The following is a 15,958-nucleotide window of genomic DNA, read 5'->3' as shown; positions in this document are numbered from 1 at the left end:
CGGGAGATTTCGGTTTTACGCGGGAAAGGAGCTTATTTTGAAGGCTAAAAGCTTGTACGACAACTACGTGAAAAATAACCTTTTCATGAAAATGATCATGCTGTTCGCGCTCATCACTACGGTTACGATCGTGACGTTTTCTTATTTTATGTTCAATGTGATGTCAGAATCGATTGTCCGCAATGAGCTTGAAAATCAGAAAAAAGCGATGGATAGCGTGAACAGCTACATGACCCGCAAATATGAATCGGTGCAATCGATCATGCTGGATGTGTATCGGAATGAATCGTTATCGCTTCATCTCGCTTATTTTCTGCAGCATCCTTTTGAGGACTATATGAAATATCAGTTGGATCAATATGCCGATGAGGCGAGTATCGATATGCCGAAGGGCTTGGAGTATTTCGAGAACAAGCTGGACAGCGATGCCGATATTGAGAATTTAATGCTGTACAGCTCGGAAAAGCAGTTTCTGTTTGCTTATAAGCAGGGGCATGTGACGCGATTAATATCAACCAATGCTTCGCGCTCTTATATTCCTGATGCGATGGCGCTGGAGAATACGATGGTGTCGGTGCCGAACGCTTGGGTTCGCGCTGCGATCGATCAACAGGAGCCTAAGCTTTATGCGATGCGCGTGCCGATAACGGACAAGAATACGTTTAAAAATTTAGGCCAGCTGCTCGTTTATTTTAATGCGGACCGTATCCAAAATACGCTGGAGAGCTATAAGGAGCAATTAAAAGGCTACATTCTCGTGTTAGGGCCAACCGGCGAAGTGCTGTTCGACTCTTCTGACCAGTATTACGGCGCCCGTTACCCCTATGCAGACAAAATAGATTCGCTCTATGACACGGCGATGCTTGAGCAGGAATCCTATGTGACGACGTTAACTCAAAACCAAGCGGGTTATATGGTGGTTGGCATAGCGCCGAAAGCTGAGGTTGCCGCAGCCTATCAAGGGCTGAAGCGCACCATTATTTTAATTAGCGCGATCTGTATCGTAACGGTGCTGCTTGTTCCGATTCTGGTTGTCATTAATTTCGCGAAACGCACCAATAAAATCATCCGGTTCATGCGAAAGGTCGAGAGCGGCGATTTGTCGGCGCGCATCCAAGACGAGAAGGAAGATGAGCTCGGGCAAATCTCAAGAAGCTTTAACGACATGCTTGGCGAGCTGACTCGCCACATTGATCGTGTCTACAAAGCGGAAATCAAGCAAAAGCACACGGAGCTGGCAGCGCTGCAGGCCAGGGTGAATCCTCACTTTCTCTACAATACGCTGGAAGTCATTCGCATGCGGGCCGTTTCGCAGGGAGCGAAGGATGTAGGTGAAATGATTTATAGTCTTTCCGTCCTGTTCAAAAGCTTCGTGCAGCCGAAAGGGGAAAATACGTTGAAGGATGAGCTTGAGACCTCTCGCCTCTATTTGGAACTGTTTCGCATCCGTTACAAGGACAAGCTGTCTTATGAAATTACATGCGATGAAAGCTTGGCATGCCGGAGGATCATGCGGATGGCGCTGCAGCCGATTATTGAAAATTACGTCGTGCATGGTCTCGAGCCCCGCAGGTCGGATAACCGGATCGGGATTAGCGTCTGGCAGACTGAGGAGCGGGTTCGGATTCAGGTGGAGGATAATGGCAGCGGCATTGAGCCTGAACGGCTGGAATCGATTCGCCTTGCGATGGACTCCCCGGAGGAAACCGGAGAATCCTTCGGCTTACGCAGCGTGCATGAACGATTAAAGCTGCTCTACGGTATGGACTACGGAATTGAAATAATGAGTACGCCAGGCGTCGGGACCATTGTTACGCTTGAGTTTCCAGTTACGGAGGACGCACAGCATGTATAGAGTGTTTTTAGTAGATGACGAGCCGTTCATTATCGAGGGCTTGTACGATATTATCGATTGGTCGGCGTTTGGTCTTGAAATCGTCGGCTCTGCGGAAAATGGGCAGGATGCGCTTGATGCGCTTAAGGAATCAGCGCCGGATATATTGCTGACAGACATTTCCATGCCGATTATGGATGGTTTAACCCTGATTCGCGAAGCAAGGGAATTTAGGCCAGATCTAAAGGTTATTATTTTAAGCGGCTTTAACGATTTTGATTATATTAAATCCGGTCTCAAGCTTGGCGTTGAAAATTATTTGCTGAAGCCGATTAACATCGACGAACTTCAGGAGACGCTGGCCAATACCATCGACAAGCTGAACACGATAAGACCGGACCGATTATTTAGCGATTATGATATTCGAATTCTTAGGGATAATATATTGTATCGCTGGTTAACCGGACGCATTGCGCCAAATGAGCTGGATGAACGCATGGATATGCTGGATATTCGTCTTGACGCGCCATATCTCGTTACTGCGGTGCTCCGGACGGAAAGCCAGTTCGAGCCATCCTATGAAGCGGCTCAAAGGCTGGCCGTGCAGGATCCTTCGATGCTGCCCTTTGTCGATATTGACGGCGATCTTGTTATCGTATTTATGATAGAAGATCCGGTTATAGGGAAAGATAAAGCAATGAGCGTGCTTGAAAATATGCAAAAACGTTTGGAGCCTAGCCCGCTGCGCATTACGATCGGAAGCGTGCAGGAGATCGGAGAAGGAGCGCCGCGCAGCTATGCCCACGCCAAGAAGGCGCAGGAGTATTTTTTGCTGCTGGATGAACCGGCTATACTCGACTACGGCATGCTTTCCGAGAAAAACGGGATTGAGCACGCGGCTGCTCAGCCGCTGGATTGGTCAGCTTATTCCAAGCTGATTAAGGCAAAGGACCTGGAGCAGCTTCATACGGTGATCGATGCTGAATTCGAGCGCTGCCAAATGCTTGAGGGAGCGACGCCTGCGTATATTCAAAGCATGGCGATTGAGCTCATGATCAGGTTCAAGATGGAGCTCAAAGAAATTAAGCAGGCGGATCAGCCGGAGCTTTACAAGGCCGGCTTTGCGCAAATCATGCAGGCAGAAACGATCGAAGGCTTAGCCGCGGTCGTCAAAGAGGCAGCGACCTTGACCGTTGACTCGCTTATGCGCGACGTGAAAAGTCCGATTATCCAGCAGCTGCTGAATTACGTGCATGAAAATTACGCGCAGGCGCTTTCCCTCAAATCGCTTAGTCAGCAATATAATATTCACCCTGTTTATCTCGGCCAATTGTTCCAGAAGGAAACGAATGAGACGTTTACCGAGTACATCAACAAATACCGCATCAATAAAGCGAAAGAAATGTTAAAGGAAACGCAGCTAAAGGTGCAGGAAATCGCGATGCAGGTAGGTTATTGGGAGACTGGATATTTCTATAAGCAATTCAAGAAATATGTCGGTATTTCTCCCACCGATTACAAAGGACTGCTCTAATGCAACACGGAGCTGTCCTTTTTTCTTTAATTTGTACAGCATACCTTTAATTTGTTCTCTATTTGAAAATCGTTACATCCGTTATTTTTAAGTTAGCCCTTAAAACGCTGTCATTGAGGGACAAGCAATAAAGTAAGCGCATGCTTACGCAAGCGGATTCTGCTTCGAAACACAACACGGGGAGGATTTAAACAATGAGTAGAAAGAAAAACAGCTTTACGCTAGCGCTTTCGCTGCTGCTGGTGATGTCAATCGTGCTAAGCGCCTGCGGAGGCAGCAAGAACGAAGGCACAGAGGGTACTGCCGAGAAACCGGTTGAACTGATTTGGTATACGATCGGTACGCCGCAAAAAGACGTTGACAAAGTTATGGCGGAAGTAAGTAAATATACAGCCGAAAAAATCGGCGTAACTGTAAAAATGAACATGATCGATTGGGGCGATTACTCGCAAAAGCTGCAGGTTATGACCGCTTCCGGCGAAGCAGTAGACATTATGTTTACGGCCTCATGGGCATTCGACTATGTACAAAACGCTAGGAAAGGCGCATTCATGCAAGTCGATGATCTGCTGAAAGAGCATGGCCAAGGCATTGTCGATACGCTTGATCCGGCATTCCTGGAAGGCTCCAAAATCGACGGCCATAACTACGGCATCCCGGCTAACAAAGAGCTGCCTGCACAAGAGGTATGGCGCTTCAACAAGCAGTTTGTCGATAAATACAAGCTGGATATCTCGAAGGTGTACACGCTTGAAAGCCTGGAGCCGCTTTTGAAAACGATTAAAGAAAACGAGCCGGATGTTTATCCGTTCGCCGTAGATAAAAACCAAATGCCTTACGTGCCTTACGACTACATCATCGAGAAGCTGCCAATGGCGGTATCGCTTGATACGACGGATTACAAAATCGTCAATGTACTGGATACACCGGAAATGAAACAAATTTTGAATACGATGCACAAATACTACAAAGCAGGCTACATTCCAACAGAAGCCGCTACGATGGATTCCATGACAGACGTTCAAACGACGGGGAAATGGTTCGCTGACCGTGCGACATCCCAGCCGTTTGCAGATAATCTTTGGTCGGCAAGCTACGGCTATCCTGTCGTATCCACGCCGGCAAGCGATGCGCTAATTTATAACTGGTCCGTAATGGGCTCAATGCAAGCCATCTCGGCTAACTCGGAGTATCCGGAGAAAGCAATGGAATTCTTGAACCTGCTGAACACAGACCCTGTGCTTCGCAACATGGTTGATTCGGGAATCGAAGGCGTTCACTACAAGAAAGCAAGCGACAATGTAATGGAAAACCTGGATGAGTCGAAAAACTATGATATGCCTACGTTCTCGCTAGGTAACGTTATGCTTACGTATTTGAACACGACAGATCCGACGAACAAGTGGGAAGAGTTCAAGAAGTTTAACGATGCAGGAACAGAAGCGCCGCTTCTTGGCTTCAACTTCGATACCTCGAAGGTAACGACGGAAATCGCGTCCGTAAACAACGTGAAGGAAGAATATTGGGCAGCGCTTATGACAGGTACGGTTGATCCTGAGACTTACCTTGCCCGCGCGAACGAGAAATTTAAAGCAGCCGGACTTGATAAAATTATGGCTGAAGCGCAGCGCCAGCTTGATGAGTGGAGAGCCGCGAACAAGTAAACAAGCGGGGGGGTATGAGGCGGATGCTTGACATTCGATTCATACCTTCTCTCATTAAATTGACAGCAGAGAGGTGATCACGTGGGAGCCTTTGGGCGATTTTTCAAGGATATTAACAAAAACAAAGCGATGCTGATTATGGTACTGCCAGCGACACTCTGGTTCATCTTCTTCTCCTACCTGCCGATGGCCGGTATGGTTATCGCGTTTAAGGAATACCGCTACAGCAGGGATGGATTTTTAGCCAGCATTATCGAGAGCAAATGGATCGGCCTGCAAAACTTTAAATTTCTGTTCAGCACGAATGACGCTTATATCATTACCCGGAATACCGTGCTCTACAACATCTTCTTTATTGTGCTGGGACTGGTCATTGCCGTTGCGATGGCGATCATGCTGGCAGAAATTACGAATAAGAAATTAGCAAAGGTTTACCAGACGGGTATGTTTCTTCCTTATTTCCTATCCTGGGTTATCGTTGGTTACTTCGTATTTAGCTTCCTTAGCATGGATCGGGGCGTCGTGAACCAAATCGCGGGTTGGTTTGGGATCGATCCGGTGAATTGGTATTCGGATCCGACATATTGGCCGATTATTATCGTGGTCGTGTTTCTCTGGAAATCAGTTGGCTACAACAGCGTAATCTATTTGGCAGCGATCATGGGCATCGACAAATCGCTTTATGAAGCGGCAATGATCGATGGCGCAAACAAATGGCAGCAAATCCGCAACATTACGATTCCGATGCTGACGCCGCTTATTACGATATTGACGCTGCTTGCGATCGGTAAAATCTTTTATGCGGATTTCGGGCTGTTCTATCAAGTGCCGCGGGATTCCGGAACCTTATACAGTGTAACGAACGTTATCGACACTTATGTATACCGCGGATTGAAATCGACTGGTGAAATCGGTATGAGTACGGCTGCAGGTCTGTATCAGTCGCTTATCGGCTTTGTTCTTGTCATTACATCGAATGGTATCGTACGTAAATTCAATAAAGACAATGCATTGTTCTAGTCATGACGGCCATACGGCCCCATGGCAGGCATTGCGAAGGGAGGAAAACCGTTGTGTCCGCTCAAACGACGAAAGGCCGCGATTTTCATAAATTGACACCCGTTTGGAATATCGCTTTTCATTCGGTAGCCGGTATTTTTGCTTTACTATGCGTATTTCCTTTTTTGTTCGTTACCGTTATCTCGTTCACAGATGAAGCAACCTTAGCCAAAAACGGATATCAGCTGTTTCCGGAAAAATGGAGCTTCGAAGCTTATACCTATTTATTCAAGGCTGGGGATCAGCTCCTTCGATCCTATGGGGTGACGATTGCGGTTACCGTGATCGGAACGGTTATCGGTGTGGTGTTTACCGCGCTTTTTGCTTATGCGATTTCGCGCCACAGCTTTAAATACCGTAACTTTTTCGCTTTTTTCGCCTTTTTCACGATGTTATTTAACGGCGGGCTCGTCCCGACTTATATTGTCGTAACGCAGCTGCTCGGACTTAAAGATTCGATATGGGCACTCATCCTGCCGCTGGCGGTCAACGCTTTTTATATTATGATTCTCCGCACGTTTTTCTCGACCATGGTGCCGGATGCGATTATCGAATCGGGTAAGATCGACGGCGCGGGCGAGTTTGGCATTTTCTTTAAGCTGGTGCTGCCTTTGTCGCTGCCCGGCCTCGCAACGATTGGTTTGTTCAGCACGCTCGGCTATTGGAACGATTGGTTCAATGCGCTGCTTTACATTAATACGCCGAATTTAGTGCCGCTTCAGTCAATGCTGATGCGGATTGAAAATAGCATGCAGTTTATTATGCAAAATTCTCAAAATGCTTCGATCAACACGGGTGTGCTGCAATCAATGCCGCAGGATACGTCCCGCATGGCAATGGTGGTGCTGGCAACCGGCCCGATCGTATTCGCATATCCGTTCTTCCAACGGTATTTCATTCAAGGCTTGACGGTTGGTGCCGTTAAGGAATAACGACGACTTTTCTTCTAAAGGAGCATACCGAACATGGAGCAATTCCGATTACCAAAAATCCCGATGCCGGAGCTGACGCTGCCGCAGGCGGTTCAAGATGTGCTGAAGGAAGCCGAGCAGAAGCTTGCGCATCGCCCGAAGCTGCTGCAATTATTCAAAAACTGTTTTCCGAATACGCTTGAAACGACGACAAAGCTGATGGACGACGGCACAACCTTCGTCATCACAGGCGATATTCCCGCGATGTGGCTGCGCGATTCCGTTGAGCAGGTGATTCATTACGTCCCTTTCACGAAGGAAGACAAGGACCTGCAGCGCATCATCGGCGGATTGATCAAACGGCATATGATGTCTATTCAAATCGATCCTTACGCGAATGCATTTAATGAAACGGCAAATGATTGGCATTGGAACACGACCGATGAGACGGAAATGTCGCCATGGGTCTGGGAGCGTAAGTTCGAGCTGGATTCGATCTGCTTCTCCATCCGCCTCGCGCATGCCTATTGGAAGGAAACCGAGCTGACGGATATTTTCGATTCCGGCTTCAAGGCGGCGATGCGCCGCATCGTTGAGCTATGGAAGACGGAACAGCGTCACTTTGAGCTGTCTCCGTACCGTTTTGTCCGGGATAACGGCATTCCGACGGATTCACTGCGCAATAGCGGCCTCGGCATGCCCGTCAACTACACAGGCATGATCTGGTCAGGCTTCCGTTCAAGCGATGACGCATGCGATTTCCATTACAACGTGCCGGACAATATGTTCGCTGTAGTAGCACTTCGCCAAATGAGAGAAATTGCGGAATGGGTATTCCGCGACATGGACTTCGTTAAGGAGCTGAAGAGGCTTGAGGACGACGTCGACCATGGTATTCAGCTGTACGGCATTTATCAGCATCCTGAATTTGGACCTATTTATGCTTATGAAACGGACGGCTTCGGCAATTATTGCCTCATGGATGATGCGGGTACGCCTGGTTTGATGTCCATTCCGTATCTCGGTTATACCACGGCTGATGATCCGATTTATCAGAATACGAGAAAGTTTGCGCTAAGCAAGCAAAATCCGTTCTATTACGAAGGAACAGCAGCAAAGGGAATCGGCAGCCCGCATACGCCGCCAGGCTACATTTGGCATATGGCCTTGTCGATGCAGGGGATTACCGCTGTCAGCAGTGAAGAAAAGCTGGCTTTGATCGATATGCTGGAGGCAACTGACGGGGATACCGGTTATATGCATGAGGGCTTCCATGCGGATGATCCAACCGTATTCACGCGCAAATGGTTCGCTTGGTCAAACAGCCTCTTCTCACAGCTGGTTTACAAGGCGATGAAGGAAGACCTGCTATGAGCATGAACACCATTATTTTTTATGATCCTTCTTTTCCTCTGACTGCTAACCTAAACGCCGACACGGAAGGACAGCTGCTTCAATTAGGGAGCGTTGTTCGCGCGGCCGGATTAGAAAAGGCGCTTCACGCAGCGGAGGGCGGAAGCTTTGTTAATATGCATGCGCCCTATTTTCCGAAAGAAGCATGGGGTGAAATCCTTGCTTTTCTAAAGCGCGGCGGTGGCCTCGTCAGTATCGGCGGAGCGCCGTTCAAGCGTCCGGTTGCTAGAAATGCAGCCGGAGCGTGGGAGGCGGAAGGTGAGCAAACCGCCTATCACCGCGAGCTTCATATCCATGAGATCTTGCCCGTAAGTGAGGCGCCGATCAAGACATTGTCTGCATTCGCGGACATTCCGCTCCTGCAAGGCAAAGAATCAATGTTCGAGGTTGCTGGTACCTGGAATCTGGTGCCACATGTGACGAAAAGCAGCGACTTGCCTCATCAAATGGGCTCAGCAGGCCCTATGGATGCGCAGCTGTATCCGCTTCTGAAGGGGATTTCCTCTGAAGGAAGAGAAGTTGCTGCTCCTGTTGTGTTATGGGAAAACACGAAGGGGAGCTTTGCGGGAGCGCGCTGGCTGTTCGTCAACCAGCCGTTAACGGAAGCGTTCTGGCAAGCGGACGGCGCCGTCGAGCTTAGCCGCTGGGCAGCATTCTGTGCGGCAGGCGTAACCGAGCTCTGGCTGAAGCCGAACTATGCTTCCTTCGAGCCGGGCGAGCGGGCGATGCTGACGCTGCAGATGCAGCAGCTTAGCCGCTATGCCGCTAAGCCCGCGCCTGCGGTCAGCTGGAGCTTCGCCCTAACGGCCGAGCACAGCAGCAAGCCTGAACAGCGCTGGACAAGCAGCCGGCAAGAAGAAGCAACCAGCAAGCAGCTGATTTTTCGCATACCTGTTGCCCTGACGGTGGAGAGTGGTTATTACGAGGTACAATGCAGAGCTGAGTCGTCAACGGGGGAAGTACGCATCCTGCGCCAAGGCTTCTGGGGCTTTGACTCCGAGCTGCTCGGGGAAGGCAGCCCGGTAACCTGCGGACGGGATTATTTCGTGAAGGACGGCCGGCCGATGCCGGTTGTCGGCATGACGTATATGACCTCGGACGTTGCGCGCAAGTTTTTGTTTTTGCCTAATGCTTCCGTGTGGGACCGTGATATGGCCCAGATGCGCAAAGCGGGCATCAATTGGATTAGAACCGGCATTTGGACGGCTTACCGGAATGTTATGCAGGTGGACGGTCATGCCTCTGAGGAGGCGCTTCGCTCGATTGACGCGTTTCTCCTGACGGCTAAGCGCCATGATTTGCAGGTAACCTTTACGTTTTTTTCGTTCACCCCGGAAACCTGGGAAGGCGAAAATCCTTATCTCGACCCGCGGAGCGTCGAGGCGCAGAAGCGTTTTATCCGGTCCATTATTTCGCGCCATACACAGTCCAAGCATGTGGACTGGGATCTAATCAATGAGCCATCTATGTTCGATCCGCCGCGGATTTTTTCCGACGGCCCAAGGTCCGCTCGCGATTCCTTCGAGAAGGCGGCCTATGCGGCTTGGCTGCAGGAGCGCCATGGTTCGGTGGAACAACTGCAAAAGCTATGGAATATGTCGCCGGAGCAGCTCCCAAGCTTTGAGTCCGCTTTGCCGCCCGAGCCGGAGGAAATCAACTTCGACGTTCAGGATATGCACCAAGGCAAGAAGGGAACGCGCTGGCTGGATTATGTGCTGTTTTCCATGGATATGCATAATCGCTGGGCAAAGCAGCTTTATGACACTATTAAAGAGGAATGCCCGGACCATATGGTTACGGTTGGGCAAGATGAAGCGCTCGGCGCGCAGAGACCTTCTCCGTTTTTCTACGGCGAGGCTGTAGACTATACGACCGTGCACTCCTGGTGGTTGAACGATCAGCTCGTCTGGGACAGCATTTTCGCCAAGACGGCGAATAAGCCTAATCTCGTGCAGGAAACCGGCATTATGTATGTGGAGACGCCGGAGGGACGCGCGAAGCGTTCGGAGGAAGAGCTTCGGAGCATGCTCGAACGCAAATATGCTTATGCTTTCGCGACGGGCGGAGCAGGCGCGGTTCAGTGGATATGGAATACGAATTTCTATATGGACAACGCGAACGAATCGCATATCGGCGCGCTGCGCGCGGACGGAACGGAGAAGCCGGAGGCAGACGTATCTTATGATTTCGGACGCTTCATGGCAGAAATCAGGGATCTGTTCAGCGGACGGGAGCTGGAGGATACGGCGGTTGTATTCCCATATTCGAATGATTTCTCCAACCGCAAGTTGGCCTTTGATGCGACAACCAAAGCTACCCGCGTTCTTGCTTATGAGCTGAATAAACCATTCCGGGGCGTGAGCGAATACCATCTGGAAGAGCTGGAAGCAAATCCAGCTAAGCTGGTTATTGTACCGAGCGCCCATAATATAGATGACGCAGCCTTGGATCAACTGCTCGGCCTCATTGAACGAACGGGAGCAACGCTCCTTATTACGGGTCCAACTAGTTTAGATGCTTATTGGAGGCCGGTCGAGCGTCATTCGGCATTGTTTGGCGCGAGAGATCTTGTCAATGTGCGGCGCGAGGAGCTGCTCAGCATCGGCAATCGTTTGCTGCCTGTTTCTTACGGCAGCCGCAGAATCGCGCAGGTTTGGAAGGAAGCAAGGATAGGTGCTGCAGAAGCCGGTGCCGAGCAGCTCATGGAGCTGCCGCTTGGCAAAGGGCGAATCCTTTGGTGCCCGCTGCCTGTAGAGCTTAACGACCGCATCGAGCCGGTATCGGCCATCTATCGTTATGCACTCGAGTCGGCTGGCTGCAACGAGGAGCTGAACTGGATCAAGGGCGGACATTTTCCAGGCGTGTACGGCCGCAAGCTGAGCTTCAATGACGGAGCACTATTCACATTCGTATCCGAGTTCAGCTTAGATGCGGAGATTGAGGTCAAGGATCCGGTAACGGGCGTTCATTACTCATTCATGCTGGAGAAGGAGCGTTCCGTGCTATTCGCGGTGGACAACAAGGGCGCGCTGCTATCGATCTACCGTCCTGATCAGGTAAGCATAACGCTCATGTCAGCTAACGAAGATTAACAAGAAGAGGTGTTCAAACATGACCCATAAAAGAACAGCCCATATCATCTCGCATACCCATTGGGATCGGGAATGGTATTTGCCATATGAGAAACATCATGTCCTGCTCGTGAAGCTAATGGATACGCTGCTTCATACGCTGGATACAGATCCAGACTTCAAAAGCTTCTATTTGGACGGTCAGACGATTATTTTGGAAGATTACCTGCAGGTGCGTCCGGAAAACCGGGAACGTCTTGAGCGCTACATTAAAGAAGGGCGTATTCCGATCGGCCCTTGGTATATTTTGCAGGACGCTTTTCTTACAAGCAGCGAGGCGAATCTTCGCAATTTACAAATCGGCCATCAGGATGCAAGCCGCTACGGAACGATTGCGAAGATCGGTTATTTTCCAGATACGTTTGGCAATATCGGCCAAGCGCCGCAAATTTTGCGGCAAGCCGGCATCGATAACGCCGTGTTCGGAAGAGGCGTGAAGCCTACCGGCTTTAATAACACTGTCGCGGATTCCGATTATGAATCCTCCTTCTCCGAGCTGATTTGGGAAGGGCCGGACGGCTCACGCGTGCTCGGCGTTCTGTTCGCGAACTGGTATTGCAACGGCATGGAAGTGCCGACTGACGAAGCAAGCGCCAAGGAATACTGGGAGCGCAAACTTGCGGAAGCAGAGAAATATGCGGCTACCGGACAGCTTCTGTTCATGAACGGCTGCGATCACCAGCCGATCCAGCAGGATTTGTCGGCTGCGCTTGCTGCGGCAAGAGAGCTCTTTCCTGAGACGGAGTTTATCCACTCCAATTTCGAAGATTACTTGGCAGCGGTCAATACTTCGCTTACCCGCGAGTTGTCCGTCGTAAAAGGCGAGCTTCGCAGTCAGCGTACAGACGGCTGGTCAACGCTCGTGAATACGGCGTCTGCCCGCGTTTATCTGAAGCAAATGAACCAGCTGGGCCAAGCGATGCTCGAGAAGGTCGCAGAGCCGCTTGCTGCGCTTGCTTATTCGCTTGGGCATGAATACCCGCATCATTTGTTTACGTATGCATGGAAAACGCTGATGCAAAACCATCCGCATGACAGCATTTGCGGCTGCAGCGTGGATGAGGTTCACCGCGAGATGGTCACCCGCTTTGATAAAAGCCGTCATATTGCGGAAGCAATTATCGACGACAGCAAAAAAACGATCGCAGACAGCGTAGATACTTCGGTATTCGAGCAGTATGGCGATCATGCGCTTCCGTTGGTGGTATTTAATACGACTGGCTGGAATCGAAGCGGTGTCGTAGAGGTCGAGCTCGACGTTGACCGCATCTATTTCCGTGACGGCATGCCGTTAGATGAAATGAATCAGAAAATGTATGGCATTGATATTACAGGCAGATTGCTTGTTGATCGTGATGGTGCGGCAATTGCCCACACGGTTGTCGATTTGGGACTTCAGTTCGGCTATGATCTGCCGGATGATAAGTTCCGTCAGCCTTATATGAGCCGCCGAGTGCGCCTATCGTTCGAAGCGGCGCAGGTGTCAGCGCTTGGTCTTGCAGCATACGCTTGGGTTCGGGGGATAGAGACGGCAGAAGAGCCGCTCGCTTCATTAGCAGCGGGAACGCAAGCTCTTGAGAACGAATGGCTTCGGGTCGATGTTGAAAACGACGGGTCGTTTAATCTAACCGATAAACGCAGCGGACAAATCTATCGTGGGCTTGGCGTCTACGAAAATACCGGCGATATCGGCAATGAATACATGTACAAACAGCCAAATGGCGAACAAACACGGACAACGAAAGGGCTGTCAGCGAGCATTCGTCTTAAGGAAAACACAGCTTTCCGGGCAGCAATCGAAATCGTGCATGAGTGGGCGGTGCCAGCTTCGGCTGATGAGCAATTCGAGATCGAGAAGCGCGAAGCGATTTATTTCCCAGACCGGAAATCACAGCGTACAGCGCATACGGTTCCGCTGACGATTCGTACTGAAATCGCATTGACCCGAAGCGGCCAAGGCGTAGAATGGAAATCCTCGTTCAATAACCAAGCGAAGGATCACCGGGTTCGGGTCTTGTTCCCGACGGATCTTACGACAGCCGTTCACCATGCGGATTCGATCTTCGAGATCGCAAAGCGTGATATCGAGCCGGCTGCAGAATGGGTTAATCCAAGCAATGCGCAGCATCAGCAGGCATTCGTTGACGTAAGCGGCGAGCTTGCAGGTCTCACGGTTGCTAATCTAGGCTTGAATGAATACGAGGTACTGCGTGATGGCCGCAATACCATAGCGATTACACTGCTGCGTTCAGTAGCAGAGCTCGGCGACTGGGGCGTGTTCCCGACGCCGGAAGCGCAATGTTTAGGCGAGCAAAGCTTCAGCCTCAGCATCATCCCTCACAACGGCGACGGTACGGAGTCAGGCGCTTATGCGGCGGCTTATCAGTTCCAAGTGCCGTGGACGGTTAGTCAGACGGGCGTGCACGAAGGAACTCTTGCTCCAAACGTTTCCCAATTTAATTGGGAAGGCAGCAGCCTAGCCTTCTCTTCGTTAAAGGTTAATGAGCAATCGGGAGATTTGATGCTTAGATGGTATAATATGCAGCCGAAAGTGAGTGAGCTTAAGCTCTCGGCAGGCGTTGCTGCTCCAGATTTGGGGCATGCTTATAAAAGCGATGTGCTTGAACAGCCAGGCGATCTTCTTGCTGGTCAAGGCCAGTCATTCTATCAAGTGCCGGTAGGGCCTTGCGAGATTCTGACCCTAGGCGTAAAGCTTAAATAAATCATGAAAAAGCCCTCTGCAAGGCTAGCGCGCAGAGGGCTTTTTGTTGTTCCTGCCTTCCGGTGGTTGTGTTTAACCGCAATACGCGATGGTCATAATGGGAAGAGACAACGGAACCGGAGACGATAGCCCATGACTAAGCCTATTCAGGAACCAACCGATGACAAACGGCAGCAGGAGTATGACGGAGTGCCTCTGGCGGCTGATATTCATGAAAATATCGAAATGATTTTACGGGATCTGGGCGGCAGCGATGATGTCGTCATCCGTGAAATAACAAGTGACAAATATGCCGAACCAGCGGCTGCGATTGCATATATTGACGGCATGTCAGATGCAGCAATTATTAATACGTATATATTTGATGTGCTAAATCGATCCTTGACGCATATGGAGACAGATCGGGACAAGCATGATGCCGAACGAAGAACGCTTGCCGAAAATCTATTATCGGGCATTGGTTCGATCCATGTCGTCTCCGAGAGAGGCGAGCTTTATCAATTCATGTTATCGGGTGAAGCCATCATCTTTCTGGCTGGCAGCGACCAGGCTTATAGAGCCGATATCCGCCAGTGGAAGGGACGCGAGGTTACAGAATCAACGAACCAGACCTCCATTCGCGGACCCCGGGAAAGCTTTACGGAAACGTTGCGGGTAAATACCTCGCTCGTACGACGGAAAATCAAGGATCCCCGGCTCTGGCTGGAGACGTTCCCGATCGGGCGAATTACAAAAACGAATGTCACGATGATGTATTTGAACGGCATCGCCAAACCATCTGTTATCGATGAAGCGCGTTCGCGCCTGAAAGCGATCGATATCGACGGCGTGCTGGAAGGCGGTTATATCGAGGAACAAATCGAGGATGCCAAATATTCGATATTCCCGACGGTTTTTAACACGGAACTGCCCGATAGCGTAGCCGCGCAGCTGCTGGAAGGCAAGGTGGCCATTCTGGTGGACGGTTCGCCGAACGTACTTATTGTACCGACTCAATTCGTCAGCTTTGTGCAATCTACAGAGGATTATTACCAGCGGGCCCTGTATTCGAGCCTGCTTCGATTACTGCGCTATATAAGCGGATTTATCTCGCTGCTGCTGCCCTCTTTGTACATTGCCATTACAACCTTCCACAGGGATATGCTCCCCACCTCCTTGCTCATCAGTCTCGCAGCGCAGCGGGAAGGGGTTCCGTTTCCGGCCTTTATCGAGGCGTTAGCAATGGAGATTACTTTTGAAATTTTAAGGGAAGCAGGGCTTCGCATGCCTCGCGCGATCGGACAGGCCGTATCGGTCGTCGGCACGTTGGTTATCGGGCAAGCAGCGGTAGAGGCAGGAATTGTGTCCGCTGCGATGGTTATTGTTGTATCGGTTACAGCGATATCGACATTTACGGTGCCGGCTTACAGCATGTCGATTCCCGTTCGTATGCTTCGGTTTGCATTCATGGTACTGGCGGCCAGCTTCGGCTTGTTCGGCATCATTATGGGGTTGTTTACGCTGCTGCTGCATTTATGTTCCCTGCGTTCCTTTGGAGAGCCCTATATGGCGCCGCTCAGCCCGTTTATCGCAGCGGAGCAGCAGGATGCGCTGATCCGATTGCCGCGCTGGCTCTCTTTTAAACGGCCGAGCAGCACGCAGAAGGGCAACCGAATCAGGCAGCAGAAGAGATAGAGGGATGCGGAAAGGA

9 protein-coding genes are annotated in these 15,958 nt (G+C 50.4%); all 9 read left to right on the top strand.

Annotated elements, in window-relative coordinates:
* The first annotated feature begins 37 nt into the window (after window positions 1-37).
* The 9 genes from AC1DLI_RS11370 (at window position 38) to AC1DLI_RS11330 (ending at window position 15,942) form a co-directional block, all read left to right on the top strand.
* Window positions 38-1,855 (top strand): cache domain-containing sensor histidine kinase, encoded by a 1,818-nt coding sequence (locus AC1DLI_RS11370; protein WP_477602563.1) that lies wholly within the window; start codon window positions 38-40, stop codon window positions 1,853-1,855.
* The gene (locus tag AC1DLI_RS11365) at window positions 1,848-3,368 is read left to right on the top strand and encodes a response regulator (RefSeq protein ID WP_477602561.1); all 1,521 of its coding nucleotides are present in this window, start codon (window positions 1,848-1,850) and stop codon (window positions 3,366-3,368) included. Before AC1DLI_RS11370 ends, AC1DLI_RS11365 begins: the two co-directional genes overlap by 8 nt.
* A gap of 194 nt (window positions 3,369-3,562) precedes the next feature.
* Window positions 3,563-5,032: an ABC transporter substrate-binding protein gene (locus AC1DLI_RS11360; RefSeq protein WP_477602559.1), complete on the top strand. Its 1,470-nt coding sequence runs from the start codon at window positions 3,563-3,565 to the stop codon at window positions 5,030-5,032.
* Between the two features lie 81 nt (window positions 5,033-5,113).
* Window positions 5,114-6,052, top strand: coding sequence for an ABC transporter permease (locus AC1DLI_RS11355; RefSeq protein WP_477602557.1), 939 nt, complete (start codon window positions 5,114-5,116; stop codon window positions 6,050-6,052).
* Window positions 6,053-6,105: 53 nt separating this feature from the next.
* Complete coding sequence (locus AC1DLI_RS11350; protein WP_477602555.1) at window positions 6,106-7,023, top strand: carbohydrate ABC transporter permease; 918 nt, start codon at window positions 6,106-6,108, stop codon at window positions 7,021-7,023.
* Window positions 7,024-7,056: 33 nt separating this feature from the next.
* Window positions 7,057-8,376 (top strand): glycoside hydrolase family 125 protein, encoded by a 1,320-nt coding sequence (locus tag AC1DLI_RS11345; protein ID WP_477602553.1) that lies wholly within the window; start codon window positions 7,057-7,059, stop codon window positions 8,374-8,376.
* Window positions 8,373-11,507 carry a beta-galactosidase gene (locus AC1DLI_RS11340; RefSeq protein WP_477602551.1) on the top strand — a complete coding sequence of 1,045 codons (3,135 nt, stop codon included), beginning with the start codon at window positions 8,373-8,375 and terminating at the stop codon, window positions 11,505-11,507. Before AC1DLI_RS11345 ends, AC1DLI_RS11340 begins: the two co-directional genes overlap by 4 nt.
* Before the next feature lie 19 nt (window positions 11,508-11,526).
* Entirely contained in the window at window positions 11,527-14,268 is a 2,742-nt protein-coding gene (locus AC1DLI_RS11335) for an alpha-mannosidase (protein ID WP_477602549.1), read from the top strand.
* Between the two features lie 132 nt (window positions 14,269-14,400).
* A complete protein-coding gene (locus AC1DLI_RS11330) occupies window positions 14,401-15,942 on the top strand; it encodes a spore germination protein (RefSeq protein WP_477602547.1) in 1,542 nt (513 codons plus the stop codon).
* Window positions 15,943-15,958: the final 16 nt, after the last annotated feature.

The sequence above is a fragment of the Paenibacillus sp. 01T443 genome (assembly GCF_056398325.1).
Note: the sequence above shows the minus strand (reverse complement) of the source record. Positions and strands in the feature narration are given on the sequence as shown.